The sequence below is a fragment of the Pseudomonas fluorescens genome, assembly GCF_902497775.2.
In the GTDB taxonomy this organism is placed as follows: Bacteria; Pseudomonadota; Gammaproteobacteria; order Pseudomonadales; family Pseudomonadaceae; genus Aquipseudomonas; species Aquipseudomonas putida_F.
Map to the genome: position 1 here is coordinate 5,375,722 of NZ_OZ024668.1, position 18,529 is coordinate 5,394,250.

Annotated in this window: 15 protein-coding genes; 7 read left to right on the forward strand and 8 right to left on the reverse strand. The window is 59.4% G+C overall.

All coding sequences use genetic code 11. The features are described from left to right. Positions 1-56: 56 nt before the first annotated feature. Positions 57-1,706 carry a GMC family oxidoreductase gene (locus F8N82_RS24725; RefSeq protein ID WP_038997888.1) on the reverse strand — a complete coding sequence of 550 codons (1,650 nt, stop codon included), beginning with the start codon at positions 1,704-1,706 and terminating at the stop codon, positions 57-59. Between the two features lie 137 nt (positions 1,707-1,843). Here F8N82_RS24725 and F8N82_RS24730 point away from each other — a divergent pair, with 137 nt between their 5' ends. After that, entirely contained in the window at positions 1,844-2,731 is an 888-nt protein-coding gene (locus tag F8N82_RS24730; RefSeq protein ID WP_038997889.1) for a LysR family transcriptional regulator, read from the forward strand. 4 nt (positions 2,732-2,735) lie between these two features. Here the strand turns inward: F8N82_RS24730 and F8N82_RS24735 are convergent, their stop codons facing one another. From F8N82_RS24735 to F8N82_RS24745, 3 genes are read right to left on the reverse strand one after another with little or no spacing between them, the layout of a single operon-like run. Then, positions 2,736-3,554 (reverse strand): sulfite exporter TauE/SafE family protein, encoded by an 819-nt coding sequence (locus F8N82_RS24735; RefSeq protein WP_038997890.1) that lies wholly within the window; start codon positions 3,552-3,554, stop codon positions 2,736-2,738. Continuing rightward, positions 3,551-4,828 (reverse strand): NAD(P)/FAD-dependent oxidoreductase, encoded by a 1,278-nt coding sequence (locus F8N82_RS24740; RefSeq protein WP_038997891.1) that lies wholly within the window; start codon positions 4,826-4,828, stop codon positions 3,551-3,553. The genes F8N82_RS24735 and F8N82_RS24740 overlap by 4 nt, the downstream gene beginning before the upstream one ends. Positions 4,829-4,864: 36 nt before the next feature. Continuing rightward, positions 4,865-5,749: an MBL fold metallo-hydrolase gene (locus F8N82_RS24745; protein ID WP_038997892.1), complete on the reverse strand. Its 885-nt coding sequence runs from the start codon at positions 5,747-5,749 to the stop codon at positions 4,865-4,867. A gap of 239 nt (positions 5,750-5,988) precedes the next feature. On the opposite strand from F8N82_RS24745, the gene F8N82_RS24750 reads away from it, so the two are divergent. Beyond that, positions 5,989-7,302: a sigma-54 interaction domain-containing protein gene (locus tag F8N82_RS24750; protein ID WP_038997894.1), complete on the forward strand. Its 1,314-nt coding sequence runs from the start codon at positions 5,989-5,991 to the stop codon at positions 7,300-7,302. A 66-nt stretch (positions 7,303-7,368) separates the two neighbouring features. On the opposite strand, the gene gyrB is transcribed toward F8N82_RS24750, so the two are convergent. From gyrB to dnaA, 4 genes are read right to left on the reverse strand one after another with little or no spacing between them, the layout of a single operon-like run. Further along, complete coding sequence (gene gyrB, locus F8N82_RS24755; protein WP_038997895.1) at positions 7,369-9,786, reverse strand: DNA topoisomerase (ATP-hydrolyzing) subunit B; 2,418 nt, start codon at positions 9,784-9,786, stop codon at positions 7,369-7,371. A gap of 4 nt (positions 9,787-9,790) precedes the next feature. Beyond that, a complete protein-coding gene (gene recF, locus F8N82_RS24760; protein ID WP_010222707.1) occupies positions 9,791-10,894 on the reverse strand; it encodes a DNA replication/repair protein RecF in 1,104 nt (367 codons plus the stop codon). Positions 10,895-10,913: 19 nt separating this feature from the next. Beyond that, a complete protein-coding gene (gene dnaN / locus F8N82_RS24765; protein WP_038997897.1) occupies positions 10,914-12,017 on the reverse strand; it encodes a DNA polymerase III subunit beta in 1,104 nt (367 codons plus the stop codon). A gap of 40 nt (positions 12,018-12,057) precedes the next feature. Continuing rightward, on the reverse strand, positions 12,058-13,575 hold the full coding sequence (dnaA, locus tag F8N82_RS24770; RefSeq protein ID WP_038997898.1) for a chromosomal replication initiator protein DnaA: 1,518 nt from the start codon (positions 13,573-13,575) through the stop codon (positions 12,058-12,060). A 592-nt stretch (positions 13,576-14,167) separates the two neighbouring features. On the opposite strand from dnaA, the gene rpmH reads away from it, so the two are divergent. From rpmH to mnmE, 5 genes are all read left to right on the forward strand, one after another. Further along, entirely contained in the window at positions 14,168-14,302 is a 135-nt protein-coding gene (gene rpmH, locus F8N82_RS24775; RefSeq protein ID WP_002551315.1) for a 50S ribosomal protein L34, read from the forward strand. Between the two features lie 13 nt (positions 14,303-14,315). After that, positions 14,316-14,720, forward strand: coding sequence for a ribonuclease P protein component (gene rnpA / locus F8N82_RS24780; protein WP_010222710.1), 405 nt, complete (start codon positions 14,316-14,318; stop codon positions 14,718-14,720). Then, the gene (gene yidD / locus F8N82_RS24785) at positions 14,713-14,958 is read left to right on the forward strand and encodes a membrane protein insertion efficiency factor YidD (RefSeq protein WP_080764817.1); all 246 of its coding nucleotides are present in this window, start codon (positions 14,713-14,715) and stop codon (positions 14,956-14,958) included. Before rnpA ends, yidD begins: the two co-directional genes overlap by 8 nt. Before the next feature lie 2 nt (positions 14,959-14,960). Further along, a complete protein-coding gene (gene yidC, locus F8N82_RS24790; protein WP_038997899.1) occupies positions 14,961-16,643 on the forward strand; it encodes a membrane protein insertase YidC in 1,683 nt (560 codons plus the stop codon). Positions 16,644-16,726: 83 nt separating this feature from the next. Then, a complete protein-coding gene (mnmE, locus tag F8N82_RS24795) occupies positions 16,727-18,097 on the forward strand; it encodes a tRNA uridine-5-carboxymethylaminomethyl(34) synthesis GTPase MnmE (RefSeq protein ID WP_038997901.1) in 1,371 nt (456 codons plus the stop codon). Positions 18,098-18,529 lie beyond the last annotated feature (432 nt).

An 18,529-nucleotide genomic window follows, 5' to 3' on the forward strand; every position in this document is an offset into this window, starting at 1 on the left:
TCCACTGTCGACGCCGGCAGACTGCGTCCGGCGTCGTTGTTGCTACGCACCCTGCATCAGGGCGTCGGTACTGCGGTTTTCTCGTCGATTCGGGGTGTGGATAACCTTCCCTGAACAATCAGTTGCGCCGCCTTCTCGGCAATCATCAGGGTAGGGGAGCAGGTATTGCCGGAGACGATTTGCGGCATGATCGAAGCGTCGGCAATCCGCAGCCCTGGCACGCCATGCACGCGCAACTGGTCGTCGACTACATCCAGCGGTCCGTTGCCCATGCGGCAGGTGCCCACCGGGTGGAAAATGGTGGTGCCGATCTGCCCGGCGGCTTCATGCAGTTGCTCTTCGCTTTGCAGATCCGGGCCCGGCAGGTATTCGCGTGGGCTGAAGGCCGCCAGGGCAGGCGCCTGAACGATCTTGCGGGTCAGGCGAATAGCCTGGGCGGCAACACGCAGGTCTTCGGGATCGCTCAGGTAGTTGGGATCGATCAGCGGCGCGTCGTCCGGGTTGGCCGAGCGGATATCGATACGCCCGCGGCTGGCCGGGCGCAGGTTGCACACCGAAGCGGTAAAAGCCGGGAAGCGGTGCAGCGGCTCGCCGAAGCGCTCCAGCGACAAGGGCTGCACGTGGTACTGCAGGTTGGCCGAAGCCTGCTCCGGGCCGGAACGGACAAACGCCCCCAACTGACTCGGCGCCATCGCCAGCGGACCGCTGCGATCGTACAAGTAACGCAGGCCCATACCGAGCTTGCCCCAGGGGCTGTTGGCAACCTGGTTGAGGGTTCGCGCCTGGGTAACCTGGTAGATCAGGCGTAATTGCAGATGGTCCTGCAGATTGCCACCCACGCCTGGCAGCTCGTGACGAACAGTTATCCCGAGGCTTTCGAGCAAGCCGCGCGGGCCAATGCCGGAACGCTGGAGGATCCCGGGCGACCCCACGGAGCCAGCACACAGGATGATCTCCCGGCGTGCACCGAAGTGCTGCCAATTGCCTTGCCAGCGGGCACGTACCTTCGAAGCACGGCCTTCTTCCAGCAACACCTGATCAACCAGCACATCGGTCAGCACAGTCAGGTTGGGACGTTTGAGGATCGGGCGCAAAAAAGCCTTGGCCGAGTTCCAGCGAATGCCGGAGCGCTGGTTGACCTGAAAGTATCCACAGCCCTGGTTATCCCCAGTGTTGAAGTCAGCAACGCTGGCAATACCGCTCTGCGCCGCCGCTTCGCGGAAGGCATCGAGGATTGGCCAGGAATAGCGTTGCTGTTCAACTCGCCACTCGCCTTGATTGCCATGGGCTTCGCTGGCGCCGCCAAAGTGATTTTCGCTGGCCTTGAACAGTGGCAGCACATCCTTCCAGGCCCAACCGGCATTGCCTTGCTCGGCCCAGCGGTCGTAGTCGCCCGCCTGGCCACGCATGTAGATCATGCCGTTGATCGAAGAACAGCCACCGAGCACCTTGCCCCGTGGATAACCCAGGGCACGGCCATTGAGGCCGGGTTGCGCTTCGGTCTTGAAGCACCAGTCAGTGCGCGGATTACCGATGCAATAAAGGTAACCCACCGGAATATGAATCCAGGGATAGTTGTCGCGCCCACCCGCTTCGAGCAACAGCACCCGGCAGCCTGGGTCGGCAGATAAACGATTGGCCAGAAGGCATCCGGCAGGGCCGGCACCAACCACCACATAGTCGTAGACAGGATCGGCTGATGGCATGGGCAACCTCGCGCCTGATTATTATTCTTGTCCCAGCCCATGTTATTGATTAATTTCGGGATGAAAACGTTAGATTTCACTCAAGTGCTGTGCGTTTTAACACAACGTCCGTGAACAACTGATTCACAAGGAAAAGCATGTTCGACTGGAATGATCTGCGGTTTTTTCTCGAGTTGCAGCGCAGCGGCCGGCTTCTGACCGCGGCCAAACGCCTGAACACTACCCACAGCACCGTGGCCCGGCATATCGACAATATCGAGCAGAGCCTGGGTACGGCATTGTTCGTTCAGCACGCCCAGGGCTACGAGCTGACGCCCTCCGGGCAGGCCCTGCTCAAGCACGCCGAGGCGATGGAAAACGTCGCGCTGCTGGCTCAGGAAGAGATCACCCAAGCCATCACCCCGCTGGGCAAGATTCGCCTGGGGGTGACCGAAGGCATCGGCATCATGTTCTTCACTCCGCGCATGGGTAGCCTGTTCGAGCGCTACCCGGGCCTTGAGGTGGAGTTGGTAGCGGTACCGCGCTTTGTCAGCATCCTCAACCGCGAAGCGGAAATCAGCATCCACCTGGAGCGGCCGAACGCCGACCTGTTGATCACCCGCAAGCTCACCGACTACCGCCTGGCGCTGTATGCCAGCCCCGAGTACCTGGCCCAGGCGCCAGCGCTCAATCACCGCGAAGACCTGGCCAAGCACAGCTGGATCGGCTACGTCGACGACCTGCTGTTCAGCCAGGAACTGCTGTTTTTGAACAGTTTCTGCCGCGCGCCCAACGTCGCGTTTCGCAGCACCAGCGTGATCGCCCAGCAACAGGCCGCTCGCGCCGGCCTGGGCATCGCCGTGTTGCCCAACTACATGGCCCGCCACGATCCGGCGCTGGTGCGGGTGCTGCCCAACGAGACGATCCAGCGCAGCTACTGGATCTGTACCCGCCGTGAGCTGCACAAGTCGGTGCGTCTGCGCGTGGTCTGGGATTTTCTCCTGGCCCTGTGCGCGCAGGAGCAAGACGTCTTGCTGGCGGAGTAGGGCATCAGCTGCCCAGGGTTTTGACCGCCAGCAGCAAGGCCGCGCAGATCCCCACAGTCGCGAACATCTGCTGCAGACGTGGTCCAGCCAGTTTGCTGGCGAGCTGACGCGCCAGCAGCAGGCCGAGCACCGCGCCGCCAGCAAAGGGGGCGCCCACTGTCCAATGCATGACGCCGCCGACCGTAGCGCTGACCACACTGCCGGTGGACACCAGGGCGATCACTGCCAACGAAGTGGCAACGGTGCTCTTCATGTCCAGGTTGGTGTAGCGACTCAGCGCCGGGATGATCACGAAACCGCCACCAACCCCCAGCAAGCCCGAAAGCAAACCGGACAGCGCGCCAGTAAAGGCCAGGGCGCGGGCGCAGGGCAGGGTCCAGCGCAAGCGCCCCTGCAAGGGATTGAGCACGCAGGGCATTACCCTGCGCTGACCCAGAGGCGGCTGGCCACGGAGCTCGCGGTGCGCCTTGAGCAGCATGCGTGCACAGGCATAAATCAGCACCAAGGCGAAGGTCAGGGCCAATGGCCCGTTCGGCAAGCGATGGGCAAGCATCAAGCCGAAGGGGGCAATGGCGATGCCGATCAACGCCACAAACAGCGCCGCGCGATAACGCACCAGGCCTTGGCGCAACCCCAACAAGGCCCCTACCGCCGCCGCCATGCCGACGGCCAGCAAGCCGACCGGCGCCGCCTCGACCATCGACAAACCCAAACCGAAGACCAGCATGGGCACGGCAAGAATGCCGCCACCAGCGCCGGTCAGCGCCAGCACCGCACCAATGATCGCGCCCAAACCTGCCGCAAGAAATTGATGCTCGATCACCGCAGGCCCTCGGCGACAACCCGCGGTTTGGCCAGCCACTCGCGGCCCTTGAGCATGCAGCGCCAGTACAACGGCGGCAGGATCTGCGCCTTCAGCAACCAGGCCAGGCGCGTTGGGCGGCGGCCGTCGAGCAGCCAGCGCGGAAAGCTCGGCGCCAGCTTGCCGCCATAGGTAAATTCGGCGAGCACGATCTTGCCGCGCTCGACGGTCAACGGACAGGAGCCGTAACCATCATAGTGGGCGAGGTTGGGCAGGCGACCCAGGGCCACCAGCACATTGTTGGCCACCACCGGCGCTTGCTTGCGCGCAGCCGCTGCGGTCTTGGCATTACTGGTATTGATACCGTCGCCCAGGGCGTGGATGTTGCTGTAGCGTTTGTGGCGCAAGGTGGCCGGGTCGACATCAATCCAGCCGGCCTGGTCAGCCAGCGGGCTGCTGCGGATGAAATCGGGAGCAACCTGGGGCGGAACCACATGCAGCATGTCGAACGGCTGAACCTGGGTTTCGCTGCTGCCATCGGGCAGAGTGCGCACGAAAGTTGCCCGCTTGCCCGGGCCATCGACAGCCACCAGGCGATGGGCGTATTGCAGGTCCACCGCATATTTGTCGATGTACTCCATCAACGCCGGCACATAGTCGGGCACCCCAAACAGCACGCCACCGGCATTGAAGAACTGCGCCTGAATGCTGCCCAAGCGGCCGTTGCGCAACCAGTGATCACAAGACAGGTACAAGGCCTTTTGCGGCGCGCCGGCACACTTGATCGGCATCGGCGGCTGGGTGAACAGCGCTCGGCCTTCGCGCAGGTTCTGCACCAGTTGCCAGGTGTAGGGCGCCAGCTCGTAACGGTAGTTGGAGGTCACGCCATTGCGCCCAAGGGTTTCGCTCAGGCCTTCGATAGCGTCCCAATCGAGCTTGAGCCCTGGGCAGACTACCAACTGTTCGTAACTGAGCAGCCGCCCGTCATTGAGGGTGACCGTTTGTGCCTGCGGGTCAAACGTCTCGACCCGCGCCTTGATCCACTGCACGCCACCGGGGATGGTCGAGGCCATAGTGCGTGCCGTCGAAGGCGCCTGGAAGATACCGGCGCCGACCATGGTCCAACCCGGTTGGTAGTAGTGCACATCGGCAGGGTCGATGATCGCAACATCCAGCGAAGGGTCGCGGCAGATCAAGCTGGAAGCGGCGGCTATACCGGCGGCACCGGCGCCGACAATCAGCACTTTATGGTGGTCGCCTTTCGGCACCTCGGCAGGGGAGGGTTGAGCATGCATGGCAGGGTCCTTCTAATAATAATTCTGGGGTGAAGCTCAGAGCACGTTGAGCGGGATCTTCAGGTAGCGCACTCCGTTGTCTTCAGGTTCGGGCAGTTGGCCGCTGCGCATGTTGATCTGCACCGAAGGCAGGATCAGTACCGGCATCTCCAGGGTGGCGTCGCGGGCTTCGCGCATGGTGACGAAGCTGTCTTCGCTGATGCCTTCACGGATATGGATATTGCTGGCGCGCTGTTCGGCCACCGTGGTCATGTAACGCAGTTCGCGGCCGCCCGGCAGGTAGTCGTGGCACATGAACAGGCGCGTCTCGACGGGCAGGGCGAGGATGCGCTGGATCGAGCGGTACAGGGTGCGTGCGCTGGCGCCGGGGAAGTCGCAACGGGCGGTACCGTAATCGGGCATGAACAAGGTGTCACCGACAAAGGCAATGCTTTGCCCGGCAACCTCCACTACATAGGTCATGCACGCCGGCGTGTGTCCAGGTGTATGCAAGGCACGCGCCTGCAGGTTGCCGATGCTGAAGGGCTGCTCATCGTCGAACAGCACATCGAACTGGCTGCCATCGCGGGCGAAGCCGCCATCGGCATTGAACAGTGCACCGAAGACTTTCTGCACCTGGGTGATCTGGCTGCCAATGGCAATCTGGCCACCCAGGGCCTGCTTGAGGTAAGCCGCCGCAGACAGGTGATCGGCGTGCACGTGGGTTTCCAGAATCCACTGAACCTTGCCGCCCAGTTCGCTCACCCGGCCAATCAGCTTGTCTGCCGAAGCATTGCTGGTGCGCCCGGACTTCGGATCATAATCCAGCACACTGTCGATCAAGGCACAGTCGCCGCTGCTCCGGTCCATCAGCAGATAGCTGATGGTCGAGGTCACACTGTCGAAGAGTGCCTCCACATACAAGTTGCCGCCGATGATCATCTACTACGCTCCGAATTCATCACAGGTGCCAGCTATCAAGCCTTGCTGGCAATGGACAGGCTGTCATCAAGATATGTGCCACCGAACAGGTAGGCTGTTTCCCAATGATTGCAGGCTGCGTAGGGAAAACCGCTGCCAGACTGTCAGCATAGTTGGCAGTGACATGGCAGCACCTGGCAGTTTTTGGCAGTCCCTGGCAGCTTCAGTTAAGCTTTGCCCGAGCTTGCCCAGGTATCGCCATGTCCTTTTCTTCCGCTGTTGCTCCTCATCCTGCCGTACAGGCCTTGGTGTCCTACCTCGAACACGACGCCCAGCCGACCATCGTGCTCGATACTGACTACAACATCCTCGCCGCCAACGCTGCCTACCGGCGCCAGTTCGGCATCGACGGCCAGCCGCCCATTGGTGCGAAGTGCCACCGGGTATCTCACCACTACGCCGTCCCTTGCGACCAGGCCGGCGAACACTGCCCGATGCGCAAGGCCTGGGACAGCCGTATGCCCGAGCGTGTCTTGCATGTACACCACACTCCTCGCGGGCCGGAACATGTGGATGTCGAGTTGCGCCCGATCCTCGACGAACGAGGTGAGGTGGTGGCTTTCGTCGAGCGCTTGACCAGCATCACCGTCGCCTCGGCTCAGCCCCAACAACACGGCTTGGTAGGGCGCTCACCGGCATTCCAGGACGCATTGGCAAGCCTGCAGCGCGCGGCACCTGCGCAAATACCGGTGCTGCTTCAGGGCGAATCCGGTACCGGCAAGGAATTGTTTGCCCGCGCCCTGCACCTGGGCAGTCCAAGGGCAAACGGCCCGCTGGTGGTGGTCGATTGCACCGGCCTAACCGAGTCATTGCTCGAGAGCGAATTGTTTGGCTACGAGAAGGGCGCCTTTACCGGCGCCCACCAGCGCAAGATCGGCCTGGCGGAAGCGGCCCATGGCGGCACCTTGTTCCTCGATGAAATCGGCGAAGTACCGTTGGCGATGCAGGTCAAACTGCTGCGCCTGATCGAATCCGGCAGCTTCCGTCCAGTTGGCAGCCTGCGTACGGTTCACTCGGATTTCCGGCTGGTCTCGGCGACCCATAAACCACTAAAGGAAATGGCCGCGGCAGGAACCTTCCGCGAAGACCTGTACTACCGCATCAGCGGCTTCCCGATCCGCTTGCCTGCATTGCGCGAGCGGGTCGTTGATTTGCCGTTGTTGATCGAGAGTTTGTTGCAACGGATGGCGGGCTCGTCGGCACCCAAGGTCGACCCCCACGCGATGGATCGGCTGAGCTTGTACACCTATCCTGGCAACATTCGCGAACTGCGCAATATCCTCGAACGGGCGCGGCTGTTTGCCGACGATGGACTGATTCGTGCCGAGCATCTGCCCGCAGAACTTGGATCGGTACTGGAGCCGACGCAAACCATGAACCGCCGCTCCAGGGATAATCTCGGGCAACTGGCCCAGGCCCTGGACAGCTTCAATGGATCGCGCAGCGAGCTGGCGCGTCACCTGGGGATGAGTGAACGCACCTTGTACCGACGCTTGCGCGAACTGGGCCTCTGAGCCCAGCGCAGAAACAACAAACCCCGGCTTTTGGCCGGGGTTTGTGTTTGTAGCGGGAGTGCCTGATCAGAAGTCCAGGTTGGACACTGCCAGGGCATTGCTCTCGATGAACTCACGACGTGGCTCAACGGCGTCGCCCATCAGGGTGTTGAAGATCTGATCGGCAGCGATCGCGTCTTCGATGGTCACCTTGAGCATGCGGCGCACGGTTGGGTCCATGGTGGTTTCCCACAGCTGATCCGGGTTCATCTCACCCAGACCTTTGTATCGCTGGATGGTGTGGCGCTTGGTACTTTCGGTCATCAGCCAGTCCAGTGCTTCTTTGAACTCGGTGATGGCTTTCTTGCGCTCGCCACGCTGCACGTAGGCGCCTTCACCCAGCAAGGTGCTCAGCTGTGCACCGAGGGCGGTGACAGTGCGATAGTCGTTGCTGCCGAAGAAGTCACGGTTGAAGGTGACATAGCTGGCCAGGCCGTGGGAGGTGATTTCCACTTCCGGCAGCCAGACGTTACGCTCTTTGTCTTCGCGCAGGCTGGCCTTGTACAGCAGGCCGGACTTCTCGCTGGTACGCAGACGCTCTTCGAACTTGCCCAGCCATTCCTGCATGGCAGCATGGTCACCCAGCTGCTCCAGCGATACCGCCGGCAGGTAGACGAAGTGCTCGGTCAGCTCCTGCGGGTACAGGCGCGACAGACGCTTGAGGGTCTTCATCACGGTACGGAATTCGTTGACCAGACGCTCCAGCTCGACGCCGGAAACAGGTGGTGCGGATTCGTCCAGGTGCAGGCTGGCATCTTCCAGAGCCGACTGGGTCATGTACTCTTCCATGGCGTCGTCGTCTTTGATGTACTGCTCTTGCTTGCCTTTCTTGACCTTGTACAGCGGCGGCTGAGCGATATAGATGTAGCCACGCTCGACCAGCTCCGGCAGCTGACGGAAGAAGAAGGTCAGCAGCAAGGTACGGATGTGCGAACCGTCGACGTCAGCATCGGTCATGATGATGATGTTGTGATAGCGCAGCTTGTCGATGTTGTACTCTTCGCGGCCGATACCACAGCCCAGCGCAGTGATCAGCGTGCCCACTTCCTGGGACGAGATCATCTTGTCGAAGCGTGCTTTCTCGACGTTGAGGATCTTGCCCTTGAGCGGCAGGATCGCCTGGGTCTTGCGGTTACGGCCTTGCTTGGCCGAGCCACCCGCGGAGTCACCCTCCACCAGGTACAGTTCGGAAAGAGCAGGGTCTTTCTCTTGGCAGTCCGCCAGTTTGCCCGGCAGGCCGGCGATATCCAGCGCACCTTTGCGACGAGTCATTTCCCGCGCTTTACGAGCAGCTTCACGGGCACGCGCAGCATCGATCATCTTGCCGACAACTGCCTTGGCTTCGTTCGGGTTCTCCAGCAGGAAGTCGGAGAAGTACTTGCCCATCTCCTGTTCCACGGCAGTTTTCACTTCCGAGGACACCAGCTTGTCTTTGGTCTGCGAGCTGAACTTCGGATCCGGTACCTTCACCGAGATGATCGCGGTCAGACCTTCACGGGCGTCGTCGCCAGTGGTCGAAACCTTGTTCTTCTTGGCCAGGCCTTCCTGCTCGATGTAGTTGTTCAGGTTACGGGTCAACGCCGAACGGAAACCGACCAGGTGAGTACCACCGTCGCGCTGCGGAATGTTGTTGGTGAAGCACAACAGGTTCTCGTTGAAGCTGTCGTTCCACTGCAGGGCGATTTCCACACCCACGCCGTCTTCACGCTGAACACTGAAGTGGAACACCTGGTTGACCGGGGTCTTGTTGGTGTTCAGGTACTCGACGAAGGCACGCAGGCCGCCTTCGTACTTGAAGTGTTCTTCTTTGCCCGAGCGCTCATCCTTCAGCAGGATGCCGACGCCGGAGTTGAGGAAGGACAGTTCACGAATCCGCTTGGCCAGGATGTCCCAGCTGAAGTGGATGTTCTTGAAGGTTTCAGCCGACGGCTTGAAATGGATATGGGTACCGGTGGTCTCACTTTCGCCAACGATTTTCATCGGCGCTTGTGGAACACCGTGGACGTAAGTCTGTTCCCAGATCTTGCCACTGCGGCGAACGGTGAGGATCAACTGCTCGGAAAGGGCGTTAACCACCGACACACCGACACCGTGCAGACCGCCGGATACTTTGTAGGAGTTGTCGTCGAACTTACCGCCGGCGTGGAGGACGGTCATGATGACCTCGGCAGCGGATACGCCTTCCTCTTTATGCACGTCGACCGGAATGCCGCGACCGTTGTCGCGAACACTGATGGATTCGTCCGGGTGAATAATTACGGTGATGTCATCGCAGTGGCCGGCGAGTGCCTCGTCGATCGAGTTATCGACCACCTCGAACACCATGTGGTGCAGGCCGCTACCATCATCGGTGTCGCCAATGTACATACCGGGACGCTTGCGCACGGCATCTAGCCCTTTCAGCACCTTGATGCTGGAGGAGTCGTACGTTTGATTTTCGCTCATGCCTTCACTCCCGATGGTCGTGGGTCTGGGTGATACGGCCCTGTTCCACGTGGAACAAAGCAACTGGCGTTTCCGTCTGCCAGCCTTCCCTCAATAATTCTTGATCTACACAGGTGATAAACACCTGGCAGCGTAAGTCTTCCAACAAGCGACAAAGTGCGCGGCGATGCTGGTCGTCGAGTTCCGACGGCAAGTCATCCACCAGATAAATACATTGGCCGCGACGCGCCTGGCTAACCAAATGGCCTTGGGCGATACGTAATGCACAGACCACCAGCTTTTGCTGGCCGCGAGACAAAATGTCAGCCGCGTTATGGGCGCCGAGTCTCAGGCGCAGGTCCGCACGTTGTGGGCCGGCCTGGGTATGGCCCATGTGCTGATCACGTTGCAGGGAGGAGGCGAGCACTTCACTGAGTTCGCGATCCTTGTCCCAGCCACGGTAATAGCTCAGGGTCAGCCCTTCGAGCTCGACCAAATCGCTCAGGGTTTGCTCAAAGACGGGCTTTAAGGCCTTGATGTAGTTGCGACGGTATTCATCTATTTCCGCGCTGGCCAGGCACAGTTCCCGGTCCCAGGCCGCTTGCGAAACAGCGTCAAGTGTACCATGCCGCAACCATGAGTTCCGCTGCCGCAAAGCCTTCTGCAGGCGTTGCCATGTGGCCATGAAGCGGGGTTCCACGTGGAACACCCCCCAATCGAGGAACTGCCGGCGTATTTTCGGTGCACCTTCGAGTAGGCGAAAACTGTCCGGGTTGATCAGTTGCAGAGGCAGAATCTCTGCCAGCTGCGCAGCACTACGGGCGTTCTGCCCATCGATACGGATGGTGAACTCACCTTGCCGATCCCGCGAAATCCCCAAATTGCTCGAACCACCTTCGCTTAATTCGACCTGGCCGAATACGGTACAAGCCAGTTGCTCGTACTGAATGACCGGTGTCAGGCGAGTGCTGCGAAAGGAACGGGCCAGACCCAACAGATGAACGGCTTCCAGCACGCTGGTTTTACCGCTGCCGTTGGCGCCGTACAGGATATTGATGCGGGGGGAGGGAGAGAAGGTCACCGGGTGCAGGTTACGCACCGCGGTGACAGAAACGCGACTGAGGGACATCTAGAGTCTGCTGGACAAATTACAGACGCATCGGCATGACAACGTAAGCGGAGTCGTCGTTGTCAGCTTCCTGCAGCAGAGCGCTGCTGTTGGAGTCCGACAGGATCAGACGAACCTGCTCAGTGGTCATGACACCCAGTACGTCGAGCAAGTAGCTGACGTTAAAGCCGATTTCCAGCGAGCTACCGTTGTACTCGACGCTGATCTCTTCTTCCGCTTCTTCCTGCTCAGGGTTGTTGGCCTGAATCTTCAACTGGGCATTAGCCAGTTGCAGGCGGATGCCGCGGTACTTCTCGTTGGACAGAATCGCGGTACGGCTGAAGGCTTCGCGCAGTGCCTGGCGATCGCCGACCACCAGCTTGTCGCCGCCCTTGGGCAACACGCGCTCGTAGTCCGGGAACTTGCCATCGACCAGCTTCGAAGTGAAGGTGAACTCACCGGTGGTGGCGCGGATGTGGTGCTGGCCCAGAACGATGCTGACCATGCCATCCGGTTCGGTGAGCAGGCGCGCCAGTTCGAGGATACCTTTGCGTGGCACGATGACCTGGTGGCGATCAGCCTGGCCGATATCGGCACGCATCGAGCACATGGCCAGACGGTGACCATCGGTAGCGACGGCGCGCAGGGTATCGGTGGACACTTCCAGCAGCATGCCGTTGAGGTAGTAGCGCACATCCTGCTGGGCCATAGCGAAGCTAGTGCGTTCGATCAGGCGACGCAGGCGGCTTTGCTCAAGGTTGCAGGTCAGCGAGCCTGGGCCTTCTTCCACAGTCGGGAAGTCATTGGCTGGCAGGGTCGACAGGGTGAAGCGGCTACGCCCGGCCTTGACCACGAGCTTCTGCTCATCGAGTTTGATGTCGATCAGCACGTCGTTGGGCAGGCTTTTACAGATGTCCATCAGCTTGCGCGCAGGCACGGTGATTTCGCCAGGCTCGGCCGGCTCTTCCAATTGCACACGGCCAACCAGCTCTACTTCCAGGTCAGTACCGGTCAGCGACAATTGCTGACCCTGTACCACCAGCAGGACGTTGGACAGTACCGGCAAGGTCTGGCGGCGCTCGACGACGCCTGCGACCAGTTGCAGGGGTTTCAACAGGGCTTCGCGTTGAATGGTGAAATGCATGGTCTAGTCCCTTGCCTTTAATAAGCTGCGCTGACGTTCATCAAGTCGTCAGAGTCCGCAGCAGGTTCTTGTAGTCCTCGCGGATATCCGCGTCGGATTCCTTGAGTTCGTTGATCTTGCGGCACGCATGCAACACGGTGGTGTGATCGCGGCCGCCGAAAACGTCGCCGATCTCCGGCAGGCTGTGGTTGGTCAGCTCTTTGGACAAGGCCATGGCGACCTGCCGCGGACGGGCTACCGAACGCGAACGACGTTTGGACAACAGATCGGAGATCTTGATCTTGTAGTACTCGGCAACGGTGCGCTGGATGTTATCCACACTCACCAGTTTGTCCTGCAGTGCCAGAAGATCCTTGAGCGATTCGCGAATCAGCTCGATGGTGATGTCACGGCCCATGAAGTGCGAGTGAGCAATGACCCGCTTCAGGGCGCCTTCGAGTTCACGCACGTTCGAGCGAATACGCTGGGCGATAAAGAAAGCAGCATCGTGCGGCAGGTCGACCTTGGCCTGATCGGCCTTCTTCATCAGGATCGCTACCCGGGTCTCGAGCTCCGGCGGCTCTACCGCAACGGTCAGGCCCCAGCCGAAACGCGACTTCAGGCGCTCTTCCAGGCCTTCGATTTCCTTCGGATAACGGTCGCTGGTCAGAATGACCTGCTGGCCGCCTTCGAGCAGGGCGTTGAAGGTGTGGAAAAACTCTTCCTGGGAACGCTCTTTGCGGGCAAAGAACTGAATGTCATCGATCAGCAACGCGTCGACCGAACGGTAGAAGCGCTTGAACTCGTTGATGGCATTGAGTTGCAGCGCCTTGACCATGTCGGCGACGAAGCGCTCGGAGTGCAGGTACACCACCTTGGCATTCGGGTTCTTCTTGAGCAGGTGGTTACCCACAGCGTGCATTAGGTGAGTTTTACCCAGGCCCACACCGCCGTACAGGAACAGCGGGTTGTAGCCATGCTTGGGGTTGTCGGCAACCTGCCAGGCCGCAGCGCGGGCCAGCTGGTTGGACTTACCTTCGACGAAGTTTTCGAAGGTAAAGGTGCGGTTCAGGTAGCTGGTGTGCTTGAGCGCACCCTCGACCTGCACCGTGCGTTGTTCGGTGCGACCGCTCGGCGCCGGGGCGGCATTGGCCTCGCCCATGGAATCGAAGCTGTCACGCGAAGGCGCTTCCTCGACTTCGGCCACCGGTACCTGGGCTGCGACAGGTGCGGCTACAGGTTCGCTGACCACCGCAGTTTGTGCAGCCTGGGCCTGGGATGCGGCAACGGCCGCAGCGAGCGGTGCATTGGGTGCGGCACGCGGTGCCGAACTGCGTCTGCTGCCTATTAATAAGGAAAGGGCAGGCGCAATACCGTTGCCGTGTTCACCCAGCAGCTCGAGCAGACGGCTCAGGTACTTTTCATTGACCCAGTCGAGAACGAAACGGTTGGGCGCATAGACGCGCAACTCGTCGCCTTCGGCTTCGACCTGTAGCGGACGGATCCAGGTGTTGAATTGCTGGGCAGGCAGTTCATCGCGCAGAAGCTCCACGCACTGCTGCCAAAGTTCCACTGACACGGATATCCCCTGAGTTGAAAGCCGGTGAGGCAAAAACAAGCGCCCATTGTACCCAGCGCCAGCGCAGTTATCCACATGCAGGTGCGTCAAGGATGGCGATAAATCAGCAGTTTACTGACCAAAATGTCGTTCTGGGCATGTGAATAAGCCCTGTGGATAACCGCACCTGAGGTCTTTGCACAACTGGGGGTCGAAATCTGTTGATAACCCGCCTGTGGATAACATGCCATTTGATCCACAGCTTTTCCGAAGCTACAGCACAGCAAGAGCACCTCTTCTCGACAAGGTTTCTTTCCTCTGTACATAAGGTATTTAAAGGGCTGTAGCTTGTTATCCACAGAAATCCTCCACATAAGCTTTATAAGATTCACTAAAAAGCTTTAAATAAGTCCTCTCTTTTTTTCTATGTTTAAGTGATCCGTTACTCGCGACCTGTCAGCTCGCCCCGGGTGATCCCCCAAACGGAGCCGATTTTCCGTCCATAAGGAAAAGCTGGTTGGAAATTGACCTACGGCCCTGCTTTCTCTAGAATCGCCGGTCTCTTAAAACGGGGGCCATTCCGGCCCGTTGTCGACGAACCAGGTAACACGCCATGAAACGTACTTTCCAACCAAGCACCATCAAGCGCGCTCGCACTCACGGTTTCCGTGCCCGTATGGCCACCAAGAACGGTCGTGCCGTTCTGTCGCGTCGCCGTGCCAAAGGCCGTAAGCGCCTGGCAGTTTGATTTTTCGGCACTGGTGGTGAGTCAGGACTTCAGTCGGGAAAAGCGTCTGCTTATTCCCCGACACTTCAAAGCGGTCTTCGACTCCCCAACCGGCAAGGTTCCAGGGAAATGCCTGCTGATCCTTGCTCGCGAGAACGGTCTTGATCATCCCCGCCTGGGGCTTGTGATCGGGAAAAAGAGCGTCAAGCTCTCCGTTCAACGCAATCGCCTGAAACGCCTGATGCGCGATTCGTTTCGCCTGAACCAGCATTCGCTTGCCGGTTGGGATATCGTGATCGTCGCGCGCAAAGGGTTGGGCGAGATTGAAAACCCAGAATTGCACCAACATTTTGGCAAGCTCTGGAAGCGCCTTGCACGCAGTCGGCCCGCTCCAGTGGTTAACACCGACTCTGTGGGGGTAGACAGTCAAGATGCGTAAACTGGCGCTCGTTCCGATCCAGTTTTACCGTTATGCCATTAGTCCTCTGATGGCCAGTCACTGTCGTTTCTACCCCAGTTGCTCCTGCTATGCGTACGAAGCCATCGAAACACATGGCCTTTTACGCGGCGGGTGGCTTACCGTTCGTCGCCTGGGGCGTTGTCATCCGTGGAATGCCGGTGGTTTTGACCCGGTTCCACCTGCCTCCTCTTCCCGTACTTCTTCGATAGCCGAGTAATCATGGATATTAAACGCACGATCCTGATCGTCGCCCTGGCAATCGTGTCCTACGTCATGGTCCTTAACTGGAACCAAGACTATGGCCAGGCTGCCCTGCCGACTCAGAATACTGCTGCCAGCAACGTTGCCCCGGCCTTGCCGGACACCGCGCAGGCCGGTAACACTGGCGCCAGCGCCGATGTACCGAGCGCCAACGCTGAATCCAGCCCAGCAGAACTTGCCCCGGTCGTGGTCAGCAAGGACCTGATTCGGGTCAAGACTGATGTCCTCGATCTGGCTATCGATCCAAACGGTGGTGACATCGCCCAGCTGATGCTGCCCAAGTACCCACGCCGTCAGGACCATCCGGACATTCCGTTCCAGTTGTTCGACAACGGTGGTGAGCGTACTTACCTGGCACAGAGCGGTCTGACTGGCGTCAATGGCCCGGATGCACGTTCGTCCGGCCGGCCGCTGTATGCCGCTGATCAGAAAAGTTATCAACTGGCCGATGGTCAGGACCAACTGGTCGTCGACCTGAAGTTCAGCGATGCCGGCGTCAACTACATCAAGCGCTTCAGCTTCAAGCGCGGTGAGTACGACCTGACCGTCAGCTACCTGATCGACAACCAGAGCGCCCAGCCTTGGACCGGTAACCTGTTCGCGCAACTCAAGCGTGACGCCAGCTCGGATCCTTCCTCGAGCACCGCAACCGGTACCGCGACTTATCTCGGTGCAGCCCTGTGGACAAGTTCGGAGCCCTACAAAAAGGTGTCGATGAAAGACATCGACAAGGGAAATCTGAAAGAAAATGTTTCCGGCGGCTGGGTAGCCTGGCTGCAGCACTACTTTGTAACTGCCTGGATTCCAAACAAGTCTGACAACAACATCGTTCAGACCCGTAAGGACAGCCAGGGCAACTACATCATCGGTTTCACCGGCCCGGCATTGAACGTTGCTGCCGGCGGCAAAGGCGAAACCAGCACCGTGCTGTATGCCGGTCCAAAGATCCAGGACAAACTCAAAGAGTTGTCCCCAGGTCTGGAACTGACCGTCGATTACGGCATTCTGTGGTTCATTGCCCAGCCAATCTTCTGGCTGCTGCAACATATCCACAGCCTGCTCGGCAACTGGGGCTGGTCGATCATCGTCCTGACCATGCTGATCAAGGCGCTGTTCTTCCCGCTGTCGGCCGCCAGCTACCGTTCCATGGCGCGCATGCGTGCCGTTGCACCAAAACTGGCAATCCTGAAAGAACAGCATGGCGATGACCGGCAGAAAATGTCGCAGGCCATGATGGAGCTGTACAAGAAAGAGAAGATCAACCCGCTGGGCGGCTGCCTGCCGATCCTGGTGCAGATGCCGGTCTTCCTCTCGCTGTACTGGGTTCTGCTGGAAAGCGTCGAGATGCGTCAGGCGCCGTGGATGTTCTGGATCACTGACCTGTCGATCAAGGATCCGTTCTTCATCCTGCCGATCATCATGGGAGCGACCATGTTCATCCAGCAGCAGCTGAACCCGACTCCGCCGGATCCGATGCAGGCCAAGGTGATGAAGCTGATGCCAATCATCTTCACCTTCTTCTTCCTGTGGTTCCCTGCAGGTCTGGTGCTGTACTGGGTTGTGAACAACTGCCTGTCGATCGCACAGCAGTGGTACATCACCCGCAGCATCGAAAAGGCTACCAAGAAAGCCGCTGCTTGACGGGTTAGCCAGCTAACCTGTGGATAAACGCCCCCTCGTGGGGCGTTTTGCTATCTGTCGTTTTTGTCGTGAGGCCTTCGAGCATGAACACTGTGCGTGAAACCATTGCCGCCATTGCCACCGCCCAGGGACGTGGGGGCGTGGGAATCGTGCGGCTATCCGGTCCTCTGGCCGAACAAGCCGGGCTGGCCATCTGTGGAAAAACGCTAACGCCGCGACACGCCCATTACGGCCCGTTCCGCGCAGAAGATGGCCTGGTGCTGGATGAAGGCATTGCGCTGTTTTTCCCCGGACCCAACTCATTCACCGGTGAAGACGTGCTGGAGCTGCAAGGCCACGGTGGCCCGGTGGTGCTCGATATGCTTCTGCAGCGCTGTGTACAACTGGGTTGCCGCCTGGCGCGCCCGGGTGAGTTCAGCGAGCGTGCATTCCTCAACGACAAGCTCGACCTGGCCCAGGCCGAAGCAATCGCCGACCTGATCGAAGCCAGTTCTGCACAAGCTGCGCGTAACGCCTTGCGCTCACTGCAGGGTGAATTTTCCCGTCGTGTGGATAACCTCACCGAGAAATTGATCAGCCTGCGTATCTATGTGGAAGCGGCGATCGACTTCCCCGAAGAAGAAATCGACTTTCTCGCCGACGGTCACGTGCTGAACATGCTCGATGACGTGCGCAATAATTTATCCACAGTGCAACGCGAAGCAGGGCAAGGCGCCTTGCTGCGGGATGGCATGACCGTGGTGATTGCCGGCCGGCCGAATGCCGGCAAGTCGAGCCTGCTTAACGTACTGGCTGGCCGCGAGGCGGCGATTGTCACCGATATCGCCGGCACCACTCGGGACATCCTGCGCGAACATATCCACATCGATGGCATGCCGCTGCACGTCGTCGACACGGCCGGCTTGCGTGATACCGACGATCATGTGGAAAAGATTGGCGTGGAGCGTGCCCTAAAGGCCATCAATGAAGCCGATCGGGTGTTGTTGGTGGTGGATTCCACGGCGCCGGAAGCCAGTGATCCGTTTGCCCTGTGGCCAGAATTCCTCGATTTGCGTCCGGACCCGGCCAAGGTCACGCTGATTCGTAACAAGGCGGACCTGAGCGGGGAAGCCATTGCCATGGAACAAAGTGAAGATGGCCACGTCACCATTACCCTCAGTGCCAAGGACAGCGACATGGGCCTTGAGCTGCTGCGTGAACACCTGAAGGCCTGCATGGGTTATGAACAGACTGCCGAAAGCAGCTTCAGCGCCCGCAGGCGCCATCTGGAGGCACTACGCCAGGCCAGTTCACACCTGGAGCACGGTCGTGCCCAACTGACCCTAGCCGGTGCCGGTGAACTGCTGGCAGAGGATCTGCGCCAGGCTCAACAAGCCCTGGGCGAGATTACCGGGGCATTCAGCTCCGATGATTTGCTTGGGCGGATCTTCTCCAGCTTCTGCATCGGCAAGTAAGCGTCCTTATCCACAGTCGGGTCTGCAACGGACCCGACTGCAGCAACCGTTTCTCCCATCCCCTCTCCTGGTCAGTACAGCCGCAGTGCTCGTGCTGCGCTGATTCCTGCGCGTCTATCCACATTTCTCTGAAATAAGCCCTGTGGAAAACCCACCCTCAGCTCCGTTGATAACTGGCCTTCAAGGCTGGAGATAACTCTGCCTGTGGGTAACTGGCCATTTAATCCACAGGCTTAAAGCGCTTATCCAGAACGCTCATCCCCGGTAGACCACAGGGTTTTGAATCTCTGTACATAAGGTAAACAAAGGCCTGTAGAATCTTATCCACAGAAAGGTGCCTGACTAAGAATAAACATAAAAACAAAGCTTTAATAAATTTCTCTCTTTTAATTTCTATTACACGCCATTCATCCACAGCCTGGTTAAATTTTG